Origin of the sequence: Celerinatantimonas sediminis (assembly GCF_046054195.1) — a bacterium.
Lineage (GTDB): Bacteria > Pseudomonadota > Gammaproteobacteria > Enterobacterales > Celerinatantimonadaceae > Celerinatantimonas.
Genome location: NZ_JBEQCS010000017.1, coordinates 1 through 23,139 on the forward strand (window position 1 = coordinate 1; position 23,139 = coordinate 23,139).

The 23,139-nt window shown below is 45.7% G+C and carries 22 protein-coding genes and 2 riboswitches; of the genes, 11 read left to right on the top strand and 11 right to left on the bottom strand.

Features of this window, described 5'->3' with window-relative positions:
* Positions 1-449 precede the first annotated feature (449 nt).
* Both ABTQ23_RS16510 and ABTQ23_RS16515 read left to right on the top strand, forming a co-directional pair.
* Positions 450-662: a DUF3820 family protein gene (locus ABTQ23_RS16510; protein ID WP_408616852.1), complete on the top strand. Its 213-nt coding sequence runs from the start codon at positions 450-452 to the stop codon at positions 660-662.
* 225 nt (positions 663-887) lie between these two features.
* A complete protein-coding gene (locus ABTQ23_RS16515; protein ID WP_408616853.1) occupies positions 888-1,361 on the top strand; it encodes a pyrimidine dimer DNA glycosylase/endonuclease V in 474 nt (157 codons plus the stop codon).
* A gap of 27 nt (positions 1,362-1,388) precedes the next feature.
* Here the strand turns inward: ABTQ23_RS16515 and ABTQ23_RS16520 are convergent, their stop codons facing one another.
* Positions 1,389-2,252, bottom strand: coding sequence for an EamA family transporter (locus tag ABTQ23_RS16520; RefSeq protein ID WP_408616854.1), 864 nt, complete (start codon positions 2,250-2,252; stop codon positions 1,389-1,391).
* A 289-nt stretch (positions 2,253-2,541) separates the two neighbouring features.
* Here ABTQ23_RS16520 and ABTQ23_RS16525 point away from each other — a divergent pair, with 289 nt between their 5' ends.
* Positions 2,542-4,185 (top strand): flagellar assembly protein A, encoded by a 1,644-nt coding sequence (locus ABTQ23_RS16525; protein WP_408616855.1) that lies wholly within the window; start codon positions 2,542-2,544, stop codon positions 4,183-4,185.
* Here ABTQ23_RS16525 and ABTQ23_RS16530 read toward each other — a convergent pair.
* Complete coding sequence (locus ABTQ23_RS16530; protein ID WP_408616856.1) at positions 4,182-4,382, bottom strand: (2Fe-2S)-binding protein; 201 nt, start codon at positions 4,380-4,382, stop codon at positions 4,182-4,184. The genes ABTQ23_RS16525 and ABTQ23_RS16530 overlap by 4 nt on opposite strands.
* A 164-nt stretch (positions 4,383-4,546) precedes the next feature.
* Positions 4,547-4,696: riboswitch (FMN riboswitch) on the top strand.
* 99 nt (positions 4,697-4,795) lie between these two features.
* On the opposite strand from ABTQ23_RS16530, the gene ribB reads away from it, so the two are divergent.
* Both ribB and ABTQ23_RS16540 read left to right on the top strand, forming a co-directional pair.
* Complete coding sequence (gene ribB, locus ABTQ23_RS16535) at positions 4,796-5,449, top strand: 3,4-dihydroxy-2-butanone-4-phosphate synthase (protein ID WP_408616857.1); 654 nt, start codon at positions 4,796-4,798, stop codon at positions 5,447-5,449.
* A 213-nt stretch (positions 5,450-5,662) separates the two neighbouring features.
* Positions 5,663-5,896 carry a hypothetical protein gene (locus ABTQ23_RS16540; protein ID WP_408616858.1) on the top strand — a complete coding sequence of 78 codons (234 nt, stop codon included), beginning with the start codon at positions 5,663-5,665 and terminating at the stop codon, positions 5,894-5,896.
* Here the strand turns inward: ABTQ23_RS16540 and menE are convergent.
* The 6 genes from menE to ABTQ23_RS16570 all read right to left on the bottom strand — a co-directional run bounded on the left by menE (position 5,844) and on the right by ABTQ23_RS16570 (position 12,945).
* The gene (gene menE / locus ABTQ23_RS16545) at positions 5,844-7,241 is read right to left on the bottom strand and encodes an o-succinylbenzoate--CoA ligase (RefSeq protein ID WP_408616859.1); all 1,398 of its coding nucleotides are present in this window, start codon (positions 7,239-7,241) and stop codon (positions 5,844-5,846) included. The two genes, ABTQ23_RS16540 and menE, sit on opposite strands and share 53 nt — an antisense overlap.
* Before the next feature lie 70 nt (positions 7,242-7,311).
* Positions 7,312-8,232 carry an o-succinylbenzoate synthase gene (menC, locus tag ABTQ23_RS16550; RefSeq protein ID WP_408616860.1) on the bottom strand — a complete coding sequence of 307 codons (921 nt, stop codon included), beginning with the start codon at positions 8,230-8,232 and terminating at the stop codon, positions 7,312-7,314.
* A gap of 8 nt (positions 8,233-8,240) precedes the next feature.
* Positions 8,241-9,095 carry a 1,4-dihydroxy-2-naphthoyl-CoA synthase gene (gene menB, locus ABTQ23_RS16555; RefSeq protein WP_408616861.1) on the bottom strand — a complete coding sequence of 285 codons (855 nt, stop codon included), beginning with the start codon at positions 9,093-9,095 and terminating at the stop codon, positions 8,241-8,243.
* Between the two features lie 101 nt (positions 9,096-9,196).
* Positions 9,197-10,000 (bottom strand): 2-succinyl-6-hydroxy-2,4-cyclohexadiene-1-carboxylate synthase, encoded by an 804-nt coding sequence (gene menH / locus ABTQ23_RS16560; RefSeq protein WP_408616862.1) that lies wholly within the window; start codon positions 9,998-10,000, stop codon positions 9,197-9,199.
* On the bottom strand, positions 9,981-11,675 hold the full coding sequence (gene menD / locus ABTQ23_RS16565) for a 2-succinyl-5-enolpyruvyl-6-hydroxy-3-cyclohexene-1-carboxylic-acid synthase (RefSeq protein ID WP_408616863.1): 1,695 nt from the start codon (positions 11,673-11,675) through the stop codon (positions 9,981-9,983). Before menD ends, menH begins: the two co-directional genes overlap by 20 nt.
* Positions 11,668-12,945, bottom strand: coding sequence for an isochorismate synthase (locus tag ABTQ23_RS16570; protein WP_408616953.1), 1,278 nt, complete (start codon positions 12,943-12,945; stop codon positions 11,668-11,670). The genes menD and ABTQ23_RS16570 overlap by 8 nt, the downstream gene beginning before the upstream one ends.
* Positions 12,946-13,070: 125 nt before the next feature.
* Between ABTQ23_RS16570 and ABTQ23_RS16575 the strand changes: the two genes are divergently transcribed.
* Positions 13,071-13,979, top strand: coding sequence for a 1,4-dihydroxy-2-naphthoate polyprenyltransferase (locus tag ABTQ23_RS16575; protein ID WP_408616864.1), 909 nt, complete (start codon positions 13,071-13,073; stop codon positions 13,977-13,979).
* On the opposite strand, the gene ABTQ23_RS16580 is transcribed toward ABTQ23_RS16575, so the two are convergent.
* Genes ABTQ23_RS16580 through ABTQ23_RS16590 form a run of 3 tightly spaced genes read right to left on the bottom strand, consistent with a single transcriptional unit; the run spans position 13,976 to position 16,694 of the window.
* The gene (locus ABTQ23_RS16580) at positions 13,976-14,992 is read right to left on the bottom strand and encodes an ATP-binding cassette domain-containing protein (RefSeq protein ID WP_408616865.1); all 1,017 of its coding nucleotides are present in this window, start codon (positions 14,990-14,992) and stop codon (positions 13,976-13,978) included. The two genes, ABTQ23_RS16575 and ABTQ23_RS16580, sit on opposite strands and share 4 nt — an antisense overlap.
* Positions 14,989-15,675: a GTP-binding protein gene (locus tag ABTQ23_RS16585; protein ID WP_408616866.1), complete on the bottom strand. Its 687-nt coding sequence runs from the start codon at positions 15,673-15,675 to the stop codon at positions 14,989-14,991. The genes ABTQ23_RS16580 and ABTQ23_RS16585 overlap by 4 nt, the downstream gene beginning before the upstream one ends.
* Before the next feature lie 2 nt (positions 15,676-15,677).
* Positions 15,678-16,694 (bottom strand): ABC transporter substrate-binding protein, encoded by a 1,017-nt coding sequence (locus ABTQ23_RS16590; RefSeq protein WP_408616867.1) that lies wholly within the window; start codon positions 16,692-16,694, stop codon positions 15,678-15,680.
* Positions 16,695-16,989: 295 nt separating this feature from the next.
* A riboswitch (TPP riboswitch) is annotated at positions 16,990-17,103 on the top strand.
* 83 nt (positions 17,104-17,186) lie between these two features.
* Between ABTQ23_RS16590 and thiC the strand changes: the two genes are divergently transcribed.
* From thiC to ABTQ23_RS16615, 5 genes are all read left to right on the top strand, one after another.
* Positions 17,187-19,100 carry a phosphomethylpyrimidine synthase ThiC gene (thiC, locus tag ABTQ23_RS16595; protein ID WP_408616868.1) on the top strand — a complete coding sequence of 638 codons (1,914 nt, stop codon included), beginning with the start codon at positions 17,187-17,189 and terminating at the stop codon, positions 19,098-19,100.
* On the top strand, positions 19,093-20,610 hold the full coding sequence (gene thiE / locus ABTQ23_RS16600) for a thiamine phosphate synthase (RefSeq protein WP_408616869.1): 1,518 nt from the start codon (positions 19,093-19,095) through the stop codon (positions 20,608-20,610). Before thiC ends, thiE begins: the two co-directional genes overlap by 8 nt.
* Before the next feature lie 4 nt (positions 20,611-20,614).
* Entirely contained in the window at positions 20,615-21,367 is a 753-nt protein-coding gene (locus ABTQ23_RS16605) for a HesA/MoeB/ThiF family protein (RefSeq protein WP_408616870.1), read from the top strand.
* 106 nt (positions 21,368-21,473) lie between these two features.
* Positions 21,474-21,995, top strand: a complete 522-nt coding sequence (locus tag ABTQ23_RS16610) for an NUDIX hydrolase (protein ID WP_408616871.1) — start codon at positions 21,474-21,476, stop codon at positions 21,993-21,995.
* Positions 21,996-22,157: 162 nt separating this feature from the next.
* Complete coding sequence (locus ABTQ23_RS16615; protein ID WP_408616872.1) at positions 22,158-23,075, top strand: AEC family transporter; 918 nt, start codon at positions 22,158-22,160, stop codon at positions 23,073-23,075.
* Positions 23,076-23,139 lie beyond the last annotated feature (64 nt).

Below are 23,139 nucleotides of genomic sequence, written 5' to 3' on the forward strand. Positions count from 1 at the left end.
GACGTGAAACGCAACAGCGCCGATGATAGTGTGGGGTTTCCCCATGTGAAAGTAGGTCACTGCCAGGCTTCGAATCAAGACCCTGTCCAAATGGACGGGGTTTTTTTATGCCTGTCATTTAGCACTCCACACTGTTGTTTCCTTTTTGATGGCAGATTTTTGCTGACTGCTTTGCCCCATCTATCCCTTTATTTCTACCTTTATCTCTATCTCGACCTTTGCTCCCATGACGGATGAATTGTTCCGTATTATGCTTGTTTATTGATTGTTAGTCTTTGTGTTCTGCAGTGCCTTTCGTATTTTAGTTTTTTATCCGAAAGATTAGCTTGTTAGAGCTTTAGCAAAACTCCTATTTATCTTTTTCTTTATCCGGGTCAGTGGTTTGCATTCTCGTTCATTAATTCTGATAAAATCATAGTCATTCACCCTTATGAAAGTCATCGCAACTTATGTTAAGCAAAGAGAATCTTGTTAAATTAGCACGATACAAAATGCCGTTTGGAAAGTATGCGGGTCGCGTTTTAATTGATGTTCCAGATGAGTATCTCTTGTGGTTTGAGAAGAAAGGTTTTCCTGAGGGTGAACTAGGTCAACTGATGCAGCTGTGTTTAGAGCTTAAGATTGAAGGGCTTGATAGCTTGGTTAAACCGCTAAAAGAGTAATAGCACAGACTCACAACTCGTTTGCTTCATCTATAGTTATACAATTGGTTTACTCGGGGCTGTTGATCTCTGGTGGTTGAATTTAATTGGACCCGCAGAATAGCAAGGCTGATTTATCTGGCGTTCAACGCTCTTTTTGGCCAGAGTGTTTGTCTTGCCTAAATCCTTTTTGATTGCTGAAAACTTATCACAAAAGATCAACTGCGCCTAACATCTGCTAATTGTATGAATATTTTTGTTCTAGATAATGATATTAGAAAGTGCGCGCAGTATCACTGCGATCAGCATGTCGTTAAAATGATTTTAGAAAGCGTTCAGATCTTGTGCACAGCTTTAAATAAGATTGGCTTTATAACCCCTTATCAATCAACTCATGTTCATCACCCTTGTGTCTTATGGGTTGAACACTCTTATGGTAATTTTGTTTGGTTAGCAACGCTTGCTCGCGAGCTTAATTGTGAGTACTGCTATCGTTTTAATAAGAGCGTGCCCCATAAGTCCATTGCCGTTTTAGATGAGATTGAGCAAAAAACCTATCTTTATGAAGATATTGGATTAACTGATTTTGCTCAGGCTATGCCAGAGCCATACAAAGTTCCTGGTGATGTGGTTCAGGCTTATCGAAATTTTTATATTGCAGAGAAATTGAAATTCGCTCGCTGGACTAAGCGCCATCGACCGGATTGGTTACAGCAGTGAGACTACTTGAGTAGCCTCATTTTAGCCTTAAGCTTTGGTAAATAGCTTCGAGAGTTTCTGATTGATTACAAGAGCGAAGAGAATAATGATTCCACCAATGCTTAATCGTAAAACATCTGCATTGTGGTTCCAAATCACTAGGTTTACTAAAATCCCAGCAGGGATTAGCAGGTTATTGATAATGGCTAATGCTCCGACATTAACTTGCGTCGCCCCTTTGTTGAACGCGAAATATCCCCAGCCAGAGGCAATCACTCCAAGATAGATTAAGATGCCCCATTGCACGGAAGTCTGCGGCAGTTTATCGGAATGTCCCCACAGTAAATAGCCAATACTAGCCGCGATTAAGGCACCAATAAAGAACCAGCCAAAGAAGCTTTTTTGTGGAATATGAGCAACTTGCTTCTCAACTAAACGTTTATAGGCAACTTGGCCCAGAGCAAAGCTGATGTTTGCTCCCTGAACCATTAATAACCCCCGAATAAAATTTCCATCGATATGCTGATAGCGAATCGCAATGGCTCCAACTGTGGCGAGCGATGCCGTAATAAAGAACTGCCAATTGAGATGTTTATCCATCAAGTCGTTAAACAATGTGACATACATTGGTGTTAAGACCGTGAACAGCAGCACCGCGGGCACGGATAGGTAGAGAAACGATTGGTAATAAAACCCATACATCATCCCAAGTTGAATGGCACCGATTAGCATCAGTTTCACCGCTAGTTGAAATGACAGATTCTTGAATCTTAAAAATGGCAGAAAAACCAAAGTCGCCAGTGCAATGCGTATCCATACCGAGAACCAGGCATCAACTTGACCAGACAGATACACCCCGATCAGGCTAAATGAAAAGGCCCAAACAACAGTGACGAGTAACAGTAGTGGCATATAACTTAAAGTCCATGAAAGTGTTTCAATAATTGCTCTATAGTGTAAGCCAATGAGTTTAGCTATCCAACAGTAAATTTAAATAAAATTAAATAATTACTAATGATTAAAAAATATACATATATAATTTTTCTGGGATTAGTTAAAGTTAAAGGACTTTAAGCCGTTATAAAAATAGCTTTAGAAAACATGATACAGCTAACTTATTGAAGCATAGCTATTTGCTATTGCTAATAAATTTTGCTGTAGTGGGTATTCGATATTAATGGCTTTTGCTCCAGTTGTACGTATGATCAAACCAGATGATTTCATTCTAATGGATGACCAGCGTCACGTCGGATTGACGCCTTCCACTCTTATTGCTCCCCTATCACCAGACGAAGTATTGGCTGGATTGGCATTGTCCGATTATGCCGATTGTTGTATCAATCAAAAAGCGGTTCAACATTTAGTCGAATATGTAAATCGCACTCAAGATGGACACTCGCAGGGCGTGCCATTTGTCATTGGTGAGTGTCTGGATGCGTCAATGGAGTTGTCCATAGCCGATGATGGGATGACCGTTAAAGCTATTTTAATCACTGCCCAAGGTGGAAAACATATCGGTTTACCGAAACTTATCGATAAATTGCATGAAGCGAAAGTTAGTTTTGGACTGCAAACTCAGCGGACACTGCATTTCTTAAAAGCCGCAGCAGCAGCTGAGCCAGGCATTCGGATGGAGGAGATTATTGCCGTCGGTCGGCCTGCCGAAAACGGCCATAACGCACGCTTTAAGCGCTTGGTTTCCACTCCTAAAGAGCGTTTGTTACAACCGCAACCACTTGATAATCAGCGCGTAGATATGCGAGATCTTGGCCAGATGTGTTCGGTGCGCGCTGGTGATGAACTGATGCGCAAGCTGCCACACACTCAGGGTAAAGATGGTAAGGATGTCTATGGGCAGGTGCTTTCGAGTATCTCTGGTGAAGACGCAGCCCTTGTCGCTGGCGAGCGAACTCTCATTTCTCCTGATGATCCCAATCTGTTAATTGCCGCTGATGTTGGGTTGCCGATGGAAATCGAACACGGCATGCGTGTTGATGAAGTGTTGGCCATGAAAGAGGTCAATGTAGGCACGGGTCATATCGAGTTTGCAGGTTCAATTGTTATTAGTGGCGATGTGCGTGAAGAGATGAAAGTTATTGCTCGAGGGGACATTCATGTCCTCGGTTACGTGGATTCTGCTTATCTTAAATCCGGCGGTGATATCTTAATTGAAAAGGGCATTATTGGTCATCGTCGCCCGAATGGACAGATATCGTGTGTGCTAAAAGCCGATGGCTGCATTCATGCCCGCAATGCTCAATATAGCCAGCTTAGTGCGGGTAAAGACATCAATATCACTCGTGAGCTTAGCCACTGTTTAGTGCGCTCGCTGCAAAGTGTTTATGTTGGAGATGAAAAGGGCTTTCGGGGGTTACTGGTAGGAGGCGAATTTAATATTGGCGACCGGTTAGAGACCGTAATTGCTGGTAGTGAAGCAGGGCCTCATACCTATATATTAGTTGAAGGTGAATACGAGCGATTGTATGAGCGGCGTAAAGCTTTGCAACAGCGCTGTGAAAAAATTCAGTTTCGCCTTGATGAGCTAATGGAAGTGCAAATTGCCAGTGCGAAGATCCCAGATGAAGAGAAACGGATTGAGATGCAAAGTAAAGTGGCGGCAACTATTCAACACGACCACGTTTTAATGGCACAAGCTGAAACCGAAATTGCGGAGACCCAAAAGGCCATCGATGCTTATTTAAGCCATAGCCGATTTATTGTTAAAAAGCAGATGCACCCGAATGTTCATTTTAAACTGGCTGGGCAAGAAGTCGTCAGTGAGCGAGTATATGGGCCCAGCCAAGCAGTATTTAAGGAAGGGGAATTAAAAATAGAACCTCTTTAAGCAACTTCGTAAAAGTCTGCTTGCTGTGCTAATTTTTCCAGCTCCTGATTAATGATCATTTTTGTCATTTGACCACATCGACCACATTGTTGTGCAACATGAAGATGCTGTCTCACTTGACCCAGTGAGGTTTTACCTTCTTGGACTGCCTGGCGGATTTGGGTATCGGTTATCCCCTGACATACACATACAAACATCGTTAATCACCTTCGCTCTAATTCACGAATAAATTTTAATAAAAATTATTCTCATTAGCAATTAAGATGATCGATTTTTATACTTTTTTTGATTTCTAACAAATAGACCTAAAGAACATTTGCGCGCAATCGTTGATAGCCTTACTATTGCTGGGTAATACAACATATATTCTCAGGGCGGGGTGAAAGTCCCCACCGGCGGTAATGTATCGATAGATAATGAGCCCGCGAGCGCTTTGTGCGTTGCATAAAGGTCAGCAGACTTGGTGAGATCCCAAGGCCGACGGTTATAGTCCGGATGGGAGAGAAACAGACATATACCTCAGAGCAATTCTTTTTAAGAATGCTTCTTAGCGGCGGATGCCGTTATCTCTTTGTGCCCTGACTCTAATTATTTTTAAGAAGGAATGAACATGAGTCAGAATCTCTTAGCTTCTTTTGGTAACGCTATTGAACGGGTTGAAACAGCACTTGGTGCTTTGCGCGATGGGCAAGGCGTCTTAGTTGTGGATGATGAAAACCGTGAAAACGAAGGCGATTTAATTTATAGCGCTGAACATATTACACCTGCCCAAATGGGATTGATGATCCGCGAAAGTAGCGGCATTGTCTGTTTGTGTATGCCTGATGAGCGTTTAACTCAACTGCAGCTGCCACCGATGGTGGAACATAACACCAACCATAACCAGACTGCTTTTGCTGTGACGATTGAAGCGAAAGAAGGCGTTACGACGGGCGTTTCAGCGGCCGATCGGGTGACTACGATTAAAACTGCAATTGCTGATGATTGTCAGCCAACTGACTTGGTTCGTCCTGGCCATGTATTTCCATTGCGTGCACATCAAGGTGGTGTGTTTGAGCGTCGTGGTCATACTGAAGGAACTGTTGACTTGATGCGTCTGGCAGGATTGAAACCATACGGTATTTTAGCTGAGATCACTAACCCGGATGGGACAATGGCCCGGTTGCCTGAAATCGTTGATTTTGCGAATCAACATCAGATGGTGGTTCTATCGATTGAAGATATCGTTGAGTATCGCCAGCAGTTAGAAGCCAAAGCCAGCTAAGCATGTGCTAAGAGAGGGCTAAGCCCTCTTTTGAACAACTTGCTTTTTGCTCTAATGAGCAAAAGTATTATGGTCAACAACGCTAATTGTTCGGCCATAATCGCTATTTTTTGTCTCAGAGGGTTTATATTGCACGAAACCTCGTTAAATGCTTGCACAATATGCACAAACGTGTTCTATTGAAATTGCGTTTACTTTTTGTCGAGGAATGCTATGCAAGTGAATCATTCTGCTGCAGTAAGTTTTGCTGAAAGTGGTTTTGTTGATCGCTATCTCAAAGCTCGCGAGCGTTTTTTTAATACAGACTGTCAATTCATCATCCAAGAGAAAGAATCTGATCAGGAATTATCACGTAGTGCACTGTCCCATGCTTATCAACAGGGATGGATTTCTATCACTGAATTTCAACGCTGGAATAGTCAGTTAGCTGATTCAACCAACGAATAAGTTGCGTTCTTTGAACTTTTAATCCGGCCTGTTTAGGCTGTTCAAAGTAGTAGACAGGCCGTTTAAAAGCCGAAAGCTTCGGTTTTAGAAAATTATCCAAACTCGCTCGAGTTAGCGCATCGTTGCTTTTAATAAATGCAACGGGGCGTTTGCCATATTCTTCATCTGTTATTGCAACCACTGTTGCGGCTAAGATTTGCGGATGGTTTAACAGCGCCATTTCAATTTCTTCTGGTTGTATATTTTCCCCTCCACAAATGAACATTTGGTCTAACCGGCCATTGATCATTAGCTGATCGTTAATGTAATCGCCACAATCCCCGCTGTGGAACCATCCTTGTTCATCGGTGAGTGGAAAAAACTGACCTGCTTTGAAATACCCAGGAGAGAGTGTCATTCCTTTGAGTAGCACTTCATTGTGATGAATTTTAAGTTCGCGGTAGGGCAACAGTGTACCGGCCCCTTGGCCTTGACCCACAATTCGAGTCGCGACTTGCGAGCTCATCTCTGAGCTGCCATAACTCATATACGCGATAAATCCTCTTTTTAACGTCATTTGCAACTGCATCTCGTTGCATGGGCCACCGCCAATCAGAATATGTTTTAACTGCAGGGTATTGCTGTGAAATGTTTCTAGCTTAAGTAAGCGATAGAGCTGCGTTGGAACGACGGATAGATGCGTAATCGGGAAGTTATCAAGTGCTTTTTCGAGCGACTCAAAGCCAAGGGCGATGCTAGCACCACTGAGTAGAGCTCGATAGATTAAGGCTTGTCCTCCGACATGAAATAGCGGCAGTGATGCCAGCCAACAGTCGCCTTTATTAAGCTCTATCAGCGTATTGCTACCAGTGGCACTGTAATAAAGATTTTGCCAACTATGAATGACAGCCTTGGGTTCTCCGCTGCTGCCAGAGGTCAGTACCATATCAACCCATTGGTCAAAATCACAACGCGGCTGAAGACAAATTTCAGTTGGCTGATATTGCCAGCTGAGTGAAAGTGTATCGCCGTTGTCTAGGTAGCTTGAGCTTATCATCACATCTGCATGAATGGTTTGCAGCGCTTGATGCAATGCTTGCCCGCGAAGATGGGGACTGATAGCACAATAAATCCAGTTGCCGTGTAAGCACGCAAGTTGCAATAGCACGCTATGTAACGGATTGTCCTCAATCCAGCCAATTCGACTTTCGTGTGGAATATCTGCTTGTTGTAGCTGAAAGATGATGGAGCTTACCCAGTGAGCTACCATTTCATAGCTAATGGTTTGCTCTGGCATATAGATAAAAGGGGCGAGCGGGTTTTCCCGTAACTGAATTAATAATGGTGAGGTAGTGGTCGTCGACATGCGGGCATACAACTTAAGCAATAGATAGACGAAGTATGCCGATGATAGTTAAAGATATTTTTTAAATGGATCAATAAAGCAGTGGATTGGCCGTAAATTTACGAAAATAAATAAGCCGAGTAGCAGGTTTTGCTAATAAGTAATGCAAGGTATCGAGGCCTGGATGATGGTCGTCATATTGATTGGCGAGGCTCTTGAGCTGTAATAGCCCTAACTGACTTTCAAAGCTCGAGCTGATGCTCAGCTTAATTTTAAGCTTCTTCGCAAGATCTAAATAATAAGCGGTATTTTTGCCAAGTAGCATTGGTTTGAGCACCAATGTGTGAAAATTAACCAGCGTTGCTTCATCGACACATTGTTGCTGGAGCGATTCATCCAGAGCGATTGGAAAATGAGCTTTAGCAAGTTTTAAGCAGTCTGATAATTGATTGCAGGGCTGTTCTAAATACGCAAGATTGGCGGTATTGATCTGATTTAAAAAACAGAGTGTTTGCTGATAGCTCCAGCGGCCATTGGCATCGAGGCGCAGCATCAGTTGCGGGTAACGTCGATTAAGATGCCTGATAAGTGAAATATCATCGCTTAATGCTCGCCTTGCTACTTTTAATTTGGCAAGCTTTAACGAGCCAGCCCACTTTTCAAGATAGCTTAAAATAGAACTGTCATCACCTTGCAACAATGGATACCGCTGTTCTAAGGTATCGAGTTTTGCTTGGCGAAGTGCCTCTTTTGCAGATTGAATCCCCCAACAGGTGGCGGCGCAAGTCAGCGTATCGAAGTCGTGATGGTCTAGAAAATCGCGCAACTGCTGCCAGCTTTGCCCAAGGGTATGCTGACTAAATCCTGGCAGGGGAGCTATTTCGCCCCAACTGCAATCACCCTCTGGATGTTGCAGTTGTAGATAGAGCCCGCGGCGAACAGTTTGACGACTATCCCATGGGCAATGCCACGGTTGGCGATATAACCAGATTTTTACCTGCCAGTGATGCATAAAACAGTCTATGGGTTACGAGTAAAACGAGTAAAGTCAGGTGCTCGGTGTTCGTTAAAGGCATTACGGCCTTCTTGACCTTCATCTGTCATATAGAACAACATCGTGGCATTACCGGCTAGTTCTTGAAGACCTGATTGACCATCGCAGTCCGCATTGAGTGCAGCTTTTAAACAGCGCAGTGCCATCGGACTATTACGCAACATTTCACGGCACCATTTTACGGTTTCTTTTTCAAGTTCAGCCAAAGGAACGACGGTGTTGACTAGCCCCATCTCGAGTGCTTGTTGCGCATCGTATTGGCGGCACAAGAACCAAATTTCGCGAGCTTTTTTCTGGCCAACTAAACGAGCCATGTAACTGGCACCCCAGCCGCCATCAAATGAGCCGACTCGTGGACCCGTTTGCCCAAATTTAGCGTTATCCGCAGCGATGGTTAGATCACACATCATATGTAAAACGTGTCCACCGCCGATGGCAAAACCAGCGACCATTGCCACGACAGGTTTCGGGCAAGTGCGAATATCACGCTGCAAGTCTAAAACATTGAGATGGTGCACGCCGCTGTCGTCTTTATAGCCACTATCACCACGGATTTTTTGATCGCCACCACTACAAAAGGCTAAATCCCCTTCGCCTGTAAAAACGACCACGCCAACTTTAGAATCGTAGCGAGCATCGCTTAACGCATGAATCATCTCCTTGACGGTTTGTGGGCGAAAAGCATTGCGAACCTGTGGCCGATTAATGGTTATTTTGGCAATTCCACAGGCTGATTTATGATAACGGATATCTTGATAATCGCCGCTGACATCCTGCCATTGGACTGGAGCATTAAGATCCTCTGATGTATAGATTGGCATACAAACCTCTTGAGATTACGTCGAGGGCTTAAGCCTGACAGTAATCGCTTAAAAGGTAATTGATATCCATCAATTAATCGCCTTACCTATGCCGCCAGATGTTATTTATTAGCCTGTTGAGACTCTGCTAAAAATTTACGGACAATCTCAATAAACTGATCGGGTTTGGCTACATGAGTATTGTGGCCTGCCCCAGCAATTTGATAGCGCCGCCCTTGTCTTAGCTTGCCTAACAACTCCTCGGCAATGGTCGCAAATTTGGTATCTTCACTGCCGACCACTAATGCAATAGGTAACTCCAGTTTGACTAGCTTGTCACTCAGATCAATCTGGCGCGCTAAACTGGTGGCTTCAAGCATGGCGCCTAATGGTTTGGGATCATATTGGCGCTTAATCTCTATTTGATGTTGGCGTTCCAACTCGCTTAAATTGGCAAAAATAGGTTGTTGATACCAGTCTTGCAGCACCTGTTCGAATGGTTCTTGGCGAAGCCGTATCGCCCATTTTTCATCATGGTTGAGTCGCGCTGTTTTTTGCGCGTCATCATCAAGGCCTGGATGAGCGGATTCTAAAATGAGCGCTTTGAGCCCTTTAGGTTTTAAACTGGCATGAAAAGCGGCTAATCGCCCCCCTAAGCTGTAACCGACGAGCGAATATTCACGTACACCTAAATGTTTGAGGGTGTGTTCTAATAGGCGATGCACTTGGCGAAAGCCATGGCGAATGTCGGGTTTAAGTGCCTGGCTCATACCATGGCCCGGTAAATCGACACTAATGCAATAGTATTGCTCACTTAACGCTGAAGTGATGTATCCCCAATCATTACTGTTGCCCATAAAACCATGCAGAAAAACCAGTGCTGGATTAGTCTTGGACCCTTTGACGCTAAAGTGAAGAGAGTTCACGCACCTGTTCTCCTAATTGGTGGATTGCTTTGCTGGCCGCCCCTGGCTCACTTGATATTTCCAACAAATGCGTCCCACCTTGTTGTAACGCTTCTTTATACGCTGTACACAAAGTCATGGTATCAATAATTTTTTTATACTTTATCCCAAATTGTACAGCCGCTGCCTGAAATCCAATGCCATGGGGCAGCTGGTAATAATCCCGTGCCAGATGATTTTGTTTTGGTACTGGCAATAGATCAAAGATACCGCCTCCGTCGTTATTTATCACGCAAATTATGAAAGTAGTGGTGATAGTTTTTGCAAGCGCTAGCGAATTGAGATCGTGCAATAGTGACGTATCGCCCAATAACACCGTGGTCACCTTGGCGTATTGTGCTATGCCGCAGCCACTTGCTAGCAGTCCATCAATGCCTGAGCAGCCTCGGTTGGTGTAAATGTTGAGTGTTTTAGGCATTCGATGGGCAACCATCTGCATATGGCGAATAGCGAGGCTATTGCCCAACATCACAGAACTGTCCGCTGGAATGAGCGGGGCAAGTGTTGCAACCATTGCCAGCTCATCATCGCCTTGTGGCATGGGTAACTGTTGCTGCGCTTGTTGCCAAAGCTTAGCATCTTCACGTTGATAGGCAGGTGCTGGGTGGGCGTTAATCCAGCTTTTGGCATCAATATTAAAGCGCCGAGTGGTTTGCCAGTTCGGATCAAGGCGCTGGCCTTGCGGCTCAATCTGATAATATTCCCCAGTCTGCTTGGCAAGCCACTGCCCGAGGGCTTTACTAACCAAGCGGCCACCAAATTGGATGATGAGATCAAATTGGCTTGAATCGAATGGCGTATGACGAAGCAACAAATCAACGCCACTTATCACCTGGCTATTTCCAGTTACGTGTGATTGCACATCAGCGAGAATTGGCCAGCCCGTTTCTTGTGCCCAACTTAATACGGCGTTTGCTTGGCTTGGCGCCATTGCGCCTAAAATGAGCACTACTTTGGTCTGTCTTGACGGCGGCCAGCAAGGCGCCAAATCACAGCTCGTCAGCGCTGGGCTAACATAGCTAAGTGCTTTGTCGTGGTTTAGCCAAGATTGAATACTTGCTAAATAGGGCGAAAAATCAACAGATTGGCCTTGCGGGTAAAAAGGTTCCCGAAAAGGACAGTTTAACAGCGCAGGCCCTTGTTGGGCGTGCATCTGCGCAACTAAGTCATCCAGTTTGCCAAGTAAGGCTCGCACCGGGAAGTGCTCGGTGGGTGCGGGTAGAGAAAGCTCTGCCACTGGGTAATGGGCAAATAGACCAGGCTGAGTGATTGCCTGATTGGCGCCACAATTAACAAGCTCATCAGGCCTATCAGCACAGGCAATAAGGAGTAAAACCCCTGTTTGTGCCGCTTCAATAAATGCCGGATAAAGGTTAGCAACGGCTGTCCCAGATGTACAAATTACCAGCACTGGCCGCTGCGTTGCTTTAGCCATCCCTAGCGCCATGTATCCTAAGCCACGCTCATCAAAATGGGTGTGACAGCGCAGTTTTTCGTGGGCGGCACAGGCCATCGTTAACGGTGCATTGCGTGAGCCTGGCGCGATGCAGACATCTTGAATATTTAAGCGGGAACACTCTTCGATTAACAATCGGGCCCAAAGTAAATTGAGATTGTCACTAATGGGGTTAAACATTTAATAATCCTTGGATGGTCGCGCTTTTTCGGGCAAGTTCCTGCCACTCGCTTTGAGCATTGGAACCTTGAATAATGCCAGCTCCTGCATAAACAGAGAGTTGCTGGTGGTCTTGATAAGCGCTGCGAATGGCAACGGTAAATTCACTTTGGTCGCGGCTAATAAATCCAACTGCACCAGCATACCAACCCCGCACAAACGGCTCGTTCTTGGCTAAGTATTGTTGTGCGAGCGTTCTTGGAAAACCTGCAACAGCGGGTGTTGGATGTAGCGCTTGAAGTAAATCAGCATCGCTGGTTTGAGTATTTAACTGAGCGGTGATTTTTTGACACAGGTGCTGCAGGTGGCGCTGCTCAATGAGTTGCATCGGGTCAGTTTGAATATGATGGCTAATATTAGCTAATGCCTGATGGATAGCATCTGCCACAAACTGGTTTTCATGATTGTTTTTAACATCATGCAGCAGGTCTAAGCCAAGCTTTTCGCGGGCTTGATTTTGCGCGCTGGATTTGCCTGTGCCCGCTAATGCCTCTGTTGCAAGCTCCTGCCCCAAGCGCTGATAGAGTCGCTCTGGTGGCACGCCAAAAAAGCTATTGTGGTGTTGGCCTGTAATATAAAAAGCATAGTTATTTGGCTGCAGTTGCTGCCATTGATCAAGTAGTGAGAGCGAGTTAAAGCTTTTATCCGCTTGATAGCTACTTTGTCTGGCAAGTACCACTTTGGGACAGGTTTTAAGCGCATTTGGGGCAGTTACCGCGCTTATCAGTGCATCCCACTTGAGCTTTGATGGGTATTGAGACGTTTGCTCAAATACAGGGGGATGCCAGTGTAAATGAGTTTCTGGTTTTAGGCTCTTTAACGTCGCTATGCGCTGCTTTGCGCTCATTTGTTGCCAATTATTAATATAGAGCCATTGCTCATCGGCGTTAATTCGCAGCTCTATCTGTGGCAGAACAAACTGACATGGTGAAAATCCGGGCCATTGCGGTTGGGTTTTATCAAACGCTAAACCGCCATAAAATCGGCTCTGTGGATATTGCTCTAAATAGTTAGAAATATCACTTAAGGCCTCTATTTTTACTAAAGAGCCCAAATAACATACTTTTTCACCATCACGAGAGCGCCAATAACCTTTATTGATATGCGACTGCGCAGCTAACCAGCCCAAGGCAGAGTTTACTTTTACTGGAAACTTTATGGATTGTGCGCTTGGCAGTTTATTTTCTTGTTTACCCCAGATTGCACGGTCAAGTTGTTTTGGATCAATCATTAACACAACTAAGATCCTCTATGATGGCAATGGCGACGCTCTTGTCGATGAGAGCAAAGCTTAACAGAAGGATCTGTAAGCTATTTGATGCAAAACAAATTTCGACGATCACAAAGGTGGGGGTTATGGCTATTTCAGCTTGGATTGAAGCGATGCGCTTGCGGACGCTGCCGCTGGCAACCGCATCGATTATATTGGGCAGTGCCTTGGCAGCCTATCATCATGGTTTTAAAACCAGCGTGTTTATCTTATCGATGATCACAGCATTGCTGTTGCAGATTTTATCTAATTTTGCCAATGACTATGGTGATGCGGTCCATGGGACAGATAATGAATCGCGAGTCGGTCCGGCGCGCGCGATTCAGTCAGGGGCGCTAAGCGCCGCGAGTGTAAAAAAAGCTGTGATGGTCTGTGCTGTGCTCGCAGTCATTTCTGGTTTGGCGTTATTGACCGTGAGCTTGGGGGATAACTGGCGCGCTTGGGCGTGTTTTATCGGCCTTGGAATTGCGGCGGTGATTGCAGCTATCACTTACACCATGGGAAAAATGCCCTATGGTTATCGCGGGTTTGGTGATGTAAGCGTCTTTTTATTTTTTGGTCTGCTGGGTGTTGCTGGCAGTTACTATCTGCATACAGGAGCACTTGAGCGCTCGGTCTGGTTGCCTGCTATTGCCAGTGGTTTGCTTTCAGCCGCTGTTTTGAATATCAATAATATTCGTGACTTAGAGCCGGATAAAGCGGCAGGTAAACACACATTAGCGGTACGTTTAGGGGCGCATTTAGCACGAATTTACCACCAGCTATTGGTTGTTGGGGCGCTGGTGGCATTCATTATTTTTGTCAGTGAAGTGCATGGTTACGCGGGGTATTTAGTTTTATTGGCGGCAATTCCACTGGTGAAATCAGGGTGGACGGTTTATCGCAGCCAAGATCCACAAATCTTAGATGGATTGCTAAAAACCACAGCAAAACTCTCTTTGCTCGCAAACGTCACACTCTCTGCCGGATTGTTAATGAGTATGTATCCGCTTTAACCAAGCTGCGGTAATTCAGTTATCTCTTCACCTTGGCGTAGATGTTCGCGCAGGCTTTGGATTTGCTCATCCATGGCCTGTAATTTACCCAGTTGTTCTTGCTCAATTGCGCTGGTAACCCGGCATTGAGCAATGCCACCATTGCGAATCACTAGTCGCTGTTCTGCCATCAGGGCTAAGAGCGGATCATGGGTCGCAATCAGTACTATCTTTTCATTACGAATTAACAGTTGTATCGCTTGCTGGCGGTCAATCCCGGCATTTTCAACTTCATCAATCAGTACCACGGGTGAGGCGCTTAAAAAAGCGGTATCTGCAATCATCAAGGCGCGCGATTGGCCGCCTGACAAACCGGTGATTGGCGCATCTTTACCAAACGGTTCACCAGCTAATAGATTGGCCTGCTGCAAAATAGTATCGACTAGATGCGGATGATCTTGGTGGCGGCTTTGGGCATGCAGCGCAATAAACTCGGCCACTGAGGTATCCATCACAAAGTTCATATTTTGCGAAAGTTGGGCAACCAGTTTATGCTCCAGAGAAAATCGCAGTTCTGGGTCGGGTAATTCTCCGTTGATTAAAATAGTTCGCCCGGTCGGGGTGTCCCCTTGTGCGAGCCATTCAATATCGGCAAGTAAACGACTTTTCCCTGAGCCAGTGGGGCCGACAATACTAGTGACTGAGCCCGGCTTTAACTCAAGACGAACTTGCTCTGGAACATTATGTTTGTCATGGCCGGGGCAAATCGTTAGCGAGTCAATTGCATAAATTTCAGGTGTCTGAGGCTCGTTTAAATCATGAATCAATGTGGCAAAATGTTCATCAAGCTGCTCGCGAGTGAATCCCAACTCATCTAAGTCATTACTATCGAGCTGTGCAAGGTACTGGCTAAACGTCAAGGTGTGAACAGCTGCTGGAAGTTGCAGTTGCTCGAACTCATCGCCAATGGCGGGAAATTCTAAAAATAACTCGTTTAGAGAAAATTGCCGCCAGGGCTGCGTGATATCACTCATGAACCAACCTTAATTTTTTTAATATTGCCAAGCTGAAAGTCATCGCCAATCCGCGTTTCCCCAAGACAATAGGAACAAAGTGCCGCTGGCATAGCAAAACGTAATTTGCCACCACTGACGGTAGCTGTTTCATCCGCTGCACCAAGCAGTCTTGCCAGCTCAAAGGCGCCTTGGCCGGTGATCCCATTAACCTGCAGAATTTTGGCTTTGCTGTTTGCTCGGCGAACTTGATAAGCAAACACTTCGCGCTCTGCCTGCGAGACAATATCGCCCTTGGTGATGACGACAATATCGGCTAAGCGCAGCATTGGCCCGATTTTTTTCGGCGTTTTCAGCCCCATTAAATTATCAATGACACATACGGCTAATACTTTGCGAATGTGCGGCGAACAGCGGTTGCACAGCCCGGCACTTTCAGTAAATAGCACCGAAAGCTGCTCACTGATGCCCCATTGCAGACAATCTTCAATATTGCTGACAAAGTAATGATCTGGGCAGAGATTGCCGGATAATCCGACTTTTACCGGAATTCCAAGCGCAGCATATTGCTTATCATCTTCGCTGGATAAGCAATCAAATTTAACCACCCCCACTTTTTCAGTCTGTCTCATCTGTTCGATAACATGCGTCAGAACTGAGGTTTTCCCCGATGATGGAGGTCCAGAAACAGTGATTAATTTCATAGTTATACCGTCATTAATCCAGGTGCAAGGGCGTCAATAAATGTGTTATTGAGATGCTCTGTCATTTTGGCGTGATCGTTATTTAGCAAACTTTCCCAGCTTGGAAATGTGAATGGTTCCGCCCAATCCATCATGGCCGGTTCAATAAACCCACCAACATGAAAAACTTGGGCAGCTTTAGGGCCTTTTAAAAATTCAATGATAGGTTGAAGTTCAGCAAGTTTGCTTTTTTTGGCAAAGAGCGTCATTGGCGTGAGCAATGGCCCATCTTCAAGCTCTACGATGGCCGCACGTTTGCGCGATGGCAGCTGGTTAATCGCAGCATTGGGTAAAATATTGTAGGCAACACGCTCTTTGTCGTTGGAATCAACCGCTTTAATCAGTTTGGAAAAATGGCGAACCCCACCGATATTGTGAGCGAGTTTGCGAATGCCTTCATCCGAGTATTTTTCGAGTAAAACCTGCAATAGTGTCATGGCTCCAACTTCCCCATGACAACCGTGAATTGCTATCTGTCCGTGGTATTGCTCTTGAAGAAGGTCATCCCAAGTCCGTGGATAGGGAGCTGCATCTTTAACGCTTAAATCACATAACAGTGACCAATTACCGAACGCAAAAAAGCCTAGATTGTACTTTTCTCCGGCATCTTTAAATGGTTGGGGAAATTCACTTAAGTCAGAGTTGATGCCTTGCAGTACACCTGAGTCGATAAAGTTTTTGCGAAAAGGCTGAGTTAACGCGGTCCGCATGCTGGTGCTTAACCACAAGTCAGGAAGATATTGTGGGTCATCGACCGAACGCAGGGTTTCTTCTAATCCATGTGGAATACCATCCATAATGGAAGGGCAATAAATGGGGGTGTCATGGCTGGCATTGTATTGGTCAATAAATGCCTCAAGAACCATTTTGAATTTCACTTTGATCGGACAGGGTACCGATGCCACTAGGTTCAGTGCATCAGGTTTAAAAATCGGCGTACCCATCTCTGTTTCAGGAATCACAGTTGCAGCATCAGTCATCACAATCGCCTCGTTACGCGCAAAGATTTCAGAGTAAATAATAGACTCCGGCAAGTTATATACCAGAGCTCTCATTTCTTAGGTTTTGGTTTTATCTTTTTGAATTTTAATTAAATTTAGTTTTAATTTTGGTGTTTGAATTCGATTTAATAATGTTGGGTAAGGCCCGCTTTGTCAGGTTTTTAACAATGCTTATCTAATGCGTTGTGACATAGAGGTTGAGCTTTGATGGAAAGTTTTTATACTAGAAACGGTTGGGTTGAGCTGAATATTTCATCACTACCCAGCATCCAAGAACTACTTGTCGGAGTGCCATAAGGCTGAGACGCTAAAACTATAATGATCTTTTAGCGGATCCGTATCACCTGATCAGGGTAATGCCTGCGAAGGGAACAAGTGTGAAAATAGTGTGTTTGTCAGTTTTCTAATAGCGCTATTTCTCCTGTCGATACTCCCCGACAAGCCTCTTTTTCAACTATTCGAGGCCATGTCATGAATCAAAGAAAACAACGCCAATCTGCTGAGCAGTTTATCCATAACTTGCAAGGGCAGACCTTTGTCAATTCCAAAAGAATCTACGTACGCGGCTCCAGAGACGATCTCAATGTTGCAATGCGCCAGATAGCATTAAGCCCGACGATAAGCGATAAAGGATCGCGGCCCAATGATGCGGTGTGCGTCTATGATACTTCGGCAAGCTATGGCGATGTAGATGCGAAGGTAGATGTGCGCAAAGGATTACCCAAAATCCGGCAGCGGTGGATTGAAGAGCGAGCCGACAGTGAGCAGCTTGTGCAACAAAGCTCAACCTTCACTCGTGAGCGAGATGAGAACCAAGGTTTTGATGCTATTCGCTTTACCAACAAAGCTCTTCCCCTTTGCGCTAAATCCGGCCAAGTGGTCACCCAACTGCATTATGCTCGCGCAGGGATCATTACGCCGGAAATGGAATATATTGCCATTCGCGAAAACTGTGCTCGTGATAAAGTTCGCGACAAAGTCCTTGGCGCGCAGCATCGTGGGGAAGATTTTGGCGCTGCTATTCCATCGGTTATTAGTGCTGAATTTGTCCGCTCAGAAGTTGCCCGCGGGCGAGCGATTATTCCCGCTAATATCAACCATCCAGAAAGTGAACCGATGATCATCGGACGTAATTTTTTGGTGAAAGTTAACGCCAATATTGGTAATTCGGCGGTAAGTTCGTCTATTGAAGAGGAGGTCGAAAAGCTCGTTTGGGCGACACGTTGGGGCGCTGATACGGTGATGGATTTATCCACTGGCCGGCATATTCATGAAACTCGCGAGTGGATTATTCGCAATAGCGCCGTGCCGATTGGAACGGTTCCGGTGTATCAAGCGCTAGAAAAGGTCAATGGGGCTGCCGAAGATCTAAGCTGGAAAATGTTTCGCGATACGCTGATTGAGCAGGCCGAACAAGGCGTTGATTATTTTACCATCCACGCGGGTTTGCTCTTAGCTCATATTCCACTGACAACCTCACGAGTAACGGGCATTGTCTCTCGTGGTGGGTCAATTATGGCCAAATGGTGTTTGGCGCACCATCAGGAAAACTTCATCTATAGTCACTTTGCTGAGATTTGTCAGATCTGCCAGCGCTATGATGTCAGCCTTAGTCTCGGCGATGGTTTGCGTCCGGGGTCGGTAGCTGATGCGAACGATAAAGCCCAGTTTGCCGAGCTTAAAACCCTTGGCGAGCTGGCTAAAATTGCCAGCCAACATGATGTCCAGGTGATCATCGAAGGGCCAGGACATATTCCGATGCAATTGATCAAAGAGAATATGGACAAACAGCTCGAGCTTTGCGATGAAGCCCCTTTTTATACACTGGGTCCGCTGGTAACCGATATTTCTCCGGGATACGATCATATTTCCTCTGGAATTGGCGCGGCGATGATTGGTTGGTATGGCTGTGCGATGCTCTGTTATGTCACACCAAAAGAGCATTTAGGGCTGCCGGATAAAGATGATGTGAAACAAGGGCTGATTGCCTACAAGATTGCCGCTCACGCCGCTGATTTAGCCAAAGGCCACCCGGGGGCGCAGATTCGTGATAATGCCATGAGTTTGGCTCGTTTTGAGTTTCGTTGGGAAGATCAGTTTAATCTGGCGTTAGACCCTGAGACTGCTCGCGATTATCATGATGCAACACTGCCCCAGCAATCGGCTCGGACTGCTCATTTTTGCTCAATGTGTGGCCCTAAATTTTGTTCGATGAAAATCTCTCAAGAGATCCGCTCAACTCATTTTGCTGGCGATGCCATTACCGTTAAAGAACTTGCCTCAAGCGCTGAAAAGGCGCAAGGACTTACAGAAAAATCCCGACAATTTCGAGACGGTGGCAGTCAAATCTATCACTCAACAGTGTTAGGCGGTGAGCATGAATAAGCAAAAACCGTTGATGTGGATTATCGCCGGTCAAGATTCTAGCGGCGGCGCTGGAATTGTTGCTGACCTGCTAAGCGCCCATGATTTCGCTGTCACTCCATCGGTAGTAATTAGCGCTCTTACGGCTCAAAACTCCCAGCAACTGCTGGGTGTTGAGCCTTGTTCGGTTGATTTTTTTAAGCTTCAGCTGGAGGCGATTTCCATGTTGCGGCCTCGGGCTATCAAAGTCGGAATGTTGGCCGATTTAGCGCAAGTGGATGTGCTAACGCAAACATTGCATCGCTTAAGAGTGCAGCAAAGCGCTGTTAAAATCGTGATTGATCCGGTTTTGGTGACCACCAGTGGCTATCATCTTGGGGATGTTGGCCGAGCGGCCCGATTTGATCAGCTATTTGCTGAGGCTGATTTAATTACTCCAAATATTAAAGAGCTGGCGATGCTAACGGATACCCAGATTGATTCGCCACAGAGCATGGTTCTGGCGGCTAAAGCCCTTGCTAAACGCTGCCATTGTGCGGTGCTTGCCAAAGGTGGCGATAGCGCTTTTGGTAAGCGTTGCGTGGATGTATTGTGTCATCCCGATACCCAATTAGTCTTATCTGCACTGCGAATTGATACCGCGCATAGCCATGGTACGGGTTGTAGTTTATCGTCAGCTATTGGCGCAATGCTCGCCCATGGCTATTCACTATTTGATGCGCTGATAGCAGGCAAAGCCTATATCAGCCGAGGTTTGCGCTTAGCTGTTGGTCAAGATTCACTGCCAGGCGCCGTTGCCCATTGGGGGCGAGCCGAAAAGTTGGACGATTATCCCGTTGTGGAATCAGCGCAAACCGAAATTGGTCGAAGTTACGGCGCGCTTTGTCAGTGGCCTATCGCTGGGCAAGCATCATTTGCGCGGCTTGATTACAAAATCGGATTTTATCCGATTGTGGATAGTTACGAATGGGTCGAGAAGCTTTTGCGCTCAGGGGTTCGCACGTTACAATTGCGTATTAAAGCGATGGATAAAACCGCGCTTGTGCACTGCATCCAACGCAGTGTGCAATTGGCAAAACAATATCGCGCGCAGCTATTTATTAATGATTACTGGCAGTTAGCTATTGAAGCGGGTGCTTATGGCGTTCATCTTGGTCAGGAAGATATCAGCGCCAATCAGGTCGATTTAAAAGCGATTGCCAAGGCAGGCGTGCGGCTTGGAGTGAGTAGCCATGGTGAATATGAGCTGCTTCGAGCGTTGTCACTAAAACCTAGCTATGTCGCCATGGGGCAGGTTTTTGCGACCCAGAGTAAAGCGATGCCAGCTGATGAACTTGGTTTAGTGCGATTTAGTCAGCTTTGTCAGTTGGTTGAAGATTGTCCAGTTGTGGCGATTGGTGGCATTACTGTTAATAATGCAAGCCAAGTCATGCAAGCTGGAGCCGATGGTATAGCGCTGATTAGTGCGCTTAGCCAAAGCGATGACTATCAACAAACCATCGCTAAATTTAAGAATATTACAGGGGAGTAGAGCAATGGGCGACGCACAGTTAACCGATGCACAACTTAAGCGTTATAGCCGCCATCTGTTATTGGCACAGGTCGGTGAAGCCGGTCAGCTTAAATTAGCCAATGCATCTGTTCTAATTGTGGGTATGGGGGGACTCGGTGCCCCCGCCGGATTGTATTTAGCTGCTGCTGGGGTTGGTAAACTTGTGCTGGCGGACGATGACAAGGTTAGTGAATCAAACCTGCAGCGGCAAATTGCCTACAGTGAAGAGCAGCTAGGCCAGAGCAAAGTCCATGCAGCTCGAGAGCGGTTGCTTGCGCTTAATCATGATATTCATATTCGCCCAGTGCAGCGGCGTTTGAGTGGCGATGTTTTACAGATGGAAGTTATGCAGGCGGATGTGGTGCTTGATTGCTCTGATAATATTCAAACCCGTTATGCGTTAAGTGATGCTTGTCAAAAACTCAAAGTGCCCTTGGTCAGCGGTGCCGCTGTTGCTTTTGACGGTCAATTGATGGTGTTTGATTTTCGAGATGATAATAGCCCGTGTTATCGCTGTTTGTTCCCTAAAGCAAATGATGCCGTACTCAATTGTTCGACCGCCGGAGTGTTAGGACCGCTGGTGGGCATCATTGGATCCATGCAGGCCCTTGAGTGCATTAAACTTATTTGCCAAATCGAGTCAGCGGCTGTTGGCCGGTTTAGTAGTTTCGATGGACTCAGTGGCGAGTGGTTTCATCTTAAGATGCAAAAACGGCCAGACTGCAATTTGCACTAAATAAAAAATGTCGACAAATTGGGCTAGTCGGCACCGAAATGAACCGTTATAGTAGCTAACCGTTAAACTTATGACCTGTTCAAGTTTTCGCTAAGGACTTTGCCTTATGAGTGGTGAAAAATTATTCACTTGGAGCCATTTTACCATCAGTAAAAATGTGCAACGTTATCCTGATGGGCTTGAGCGTGAAGTGACTCGTATGGAACACCCCGGTGCGGTGGTGATCGTTCCAATTGGAGCTCAGGGCGAATTTGTGCTTGAAAGGCAGTATCGGGCAGCGGTGAATCGCTGGTTACTTGAGTTTCCGGCCGGCACGATGGAGCATGGGGAAGACCCGCTTGAATGTGCCAAACGCGAGTTAGCTGAAGAGGTGGGTTTAGCGGCACAGCATTGGCAAAATCTAGGAACCATGTTACCTGCACCTGGATTTTGCAATGAGGTGCAACATTTGTTTATTGCTCAAGACTTATCTGTCGTTCCGACTAATCCTGATGAAGACGAAATTATTCAGACGCTGCGGTTAAATCAAGTTGATTTAACTGAGCAAATTCGGATTGGGGAGGTTCTCGACAGTAAAACAGTTGCAGCTTTTTACCGGGCCTTATTAGCCCAATCGCTCGTAGATTAGTTCGGTTTTAACAACCCTTGGGTTGCTTGTCACCATCGGTATCTTTTGAGCTGCTTGAATAGCAGTCAATGGCGATATGTTTTATCTCAGATTCATGAATGTCAGCTAAGTGGCGGAGCCGGTTAGCTGTCATTTTCGTTGTATGATTCTAAAGGAGTTGTTGTGTCTATTTTGCCGCTTATCGTGCCATTATTTGCTTTGGCGATCATCGGTTGGGGATTAGCTAAAAGTAACCGTTACCTGCCAGCAGGATGGCCTAAAGGGGTTAACGCGTTAACTGCCAGGGTATTGGTCCCTTGTTTGTTGTTTCTGGGGATGTATCGCCACGGATTACCAGGACATCAGTCTTGGGGGATTTTGTTATCATTTTATATCGCGCTGATATCCGTATTCTGGTTTTTATATTTTGTGCAACGCAAAGAAAAAGACCGCGCGCCGATTGCTTTGGCTGGCGCTTTTTCCAACCTAGTCTATGTGGGTACGCCAGTTGTCAGTAATCTGTTTGGTGAACAGGCACTTTCATATCTATTCCCAATTGTGGCATTTCATAGTCTGGTACTCTTTTCTTTGTATTACTTTGCTGACTCTTTGGGAACCGAAGGTAAAACGCAGCTTAAGGTGTTACTTAAACCGCTGAAAAATCCAATTGTAATTAGTTTGATGCTGGGTCTTGCTGCTAATCTTATTAATATTCCATTGCCAAAAGTTGTCATGGGCACATTAAACATGGCCGCTCGAGCTGCATTGCCATGTGCGCTGATTGTCATGGGTGCCTCCCTTGCTGATATTAGCTTTAAGCAGGGCAAATGGCGGATGTTTTTGATTCTTGCTGCAAAGCTTGTGATGTTGCCATTGTTTGTGTTGCTACTCAGTCACTTTGTTTTTGCTCTGCCCTCTCATGTCACCGCCGTGCTGGTGGTTATGGCAAGTTGTCCGGTTGGAATTAATGCGTATGTAGTGGTGCGCGGTAATGGTGGCGATGCGCCAACAGTTAGCTCTGCCATTTTGATGAGTTGCTGGCTTAGCCTGCTCGCATGGCCATTCTGGTTATGGGTTGTTCACAGCTTCTTTGGTGCTTAACGCTGATTTGACCCGGCAAGGCAAGCGTGTTTGCCGGGTTAATCCTCACTTTTCTACTTCACAA

Bases quoted from the DNA above. Each gene is read 5' to 3' on its own strand.
- ABTQ23_RS16520 (WP_408616854.1), bottom strand. From the start codon at position 2,252: ATGCCACTACTGTTACTCGTCACTGTTGTTTGGGCCTTTTCATTTAGC.
- menE (WP_408616859.1), bottom strand. From the start codon at position 7,241: ATGTCGACGACCACTACCTCACCATTATTAATTCAGTTACGGGAAAAC.
- ABTQ23_RS16530 (WP_408616856.1), bottom strand. From the start codon at position 4,382: ATGTTTGTATGTGTATGTCAGGGGATAACCGATACCCAAATCCGCCAG.
- menB (WP_408616861.1), bottom strand. From the start codon at position 9,095: ATGCCAATCTATACATCAGAGGATCTTAATGCTCCAGTCCAATGGCAG.
- ABTQ23_RS16605 (WP_408616870.1), top strand. From the start codon at position 20,615: ATGGGCGACGCACAGTTAACCGATGCACAACTTAAGCGTTATAGCCGC.
- menD (WP_408616863.1), bottom strand. From the start codon at position 11,675: ATGTTTAACCCCATTAGTGACAATCTCAATTTACTTTGGGCCCGATTG.
- ABTQ23_RS16510 (WP_408616852.1), top strand. From the start codon at position 450: ATGTTAAGCAAAGAGAATCTTGTTAAATTAGCACGATACAAAATGCCG.
- menC (WP_408616860.1), bottom strand. From the start codon at position 8,232: ATGCATCACTGGCAGGTAAAAATCTGGTTATATCGCCAACCGTGGCAT.
- ABTQ23_RS16610 (WP_408616871.1), top strand. From the start codon at position 21,474: ATGAGTGGTGAAAAATTATTCACTTGGAGCCATTTTACCATCAGTAAA.
- thiE (WP_408616869.1), top strand. From the start codon at position 19,093: ATGAATAAGCAAAAACCGTTGATGTGGATTATCGCCGGTCAAGATTCT.
- thiC (WP_408616868.1), top strand. From the start codon at position 17,187: ATGAATCAAAGAAAACAACGCCAATCTGCTGAGCAGTTTATCCATAAC.
- ABTQ23_RS16575 (WP_408616864.1), top strand. From the start codon at position 13,071: ATGGCTATTTCAGCTTGGATTGAAGCGATGCGCTTGCGGACGCTGCCG.
- ABTQ23_RS16525 (WP_408616855.1), top strand. From the start codon at position 2,542: ATGATCAAACCAGATGATTTCATTCTAATGGATGACCAGCGTCACGTC.
- ABTQ23_RS16570 (WP_408616953.1), bottom strand. From the start codon at position 12,945: ATGATTGATCCAAAACAACTTGACCGTGCAATCTGGGGTAAACAAGAA.
- ABTQ23_RS16580 (WP_408616865.1), bottom strand. From the start codon at position 14,992: ATGAGTGATATCACGCAGCCCTGGCGGCAATTTTCTCTAAACGAGTTA.
- ribB (WP_408616857.1), top strand. From the start codon at position 4,796: ATGAGTCAGAATCTCTTAGCTTCTTTTGGTAACGCTATTGAACGGGTT.
- ABTQ23_RS16585 (WP_408616866.1), bottom strand. From the start codon at position 15,675: ATGAAATTAATCACTGTTTCTGGACCTCCATCATCGGGGAAAACCTCA.
- ABTQ23_RS16540 (WP_408616858.1), top strand. From the start codon at position 5,663: ATGCAAGTGAATCATTCTGCTGCAGTAAGTTTTGCTGAAAGTGGTTTT.
- ABTQ23_RS16515 (WP_408616853.1), top strand. From the start codon at position 888: ATGAATATTTTTGTTCTAGATAATGATATTAGAAAGTGCGCGCAGTAT.
- ABTQ23_RS16590 (WP_408616867.1), bottom strand. From the start codon at position 16,694: ATGACTGATGCTGCAACTGTGATTCCTGAAACAGAGATGGGTACGCCG.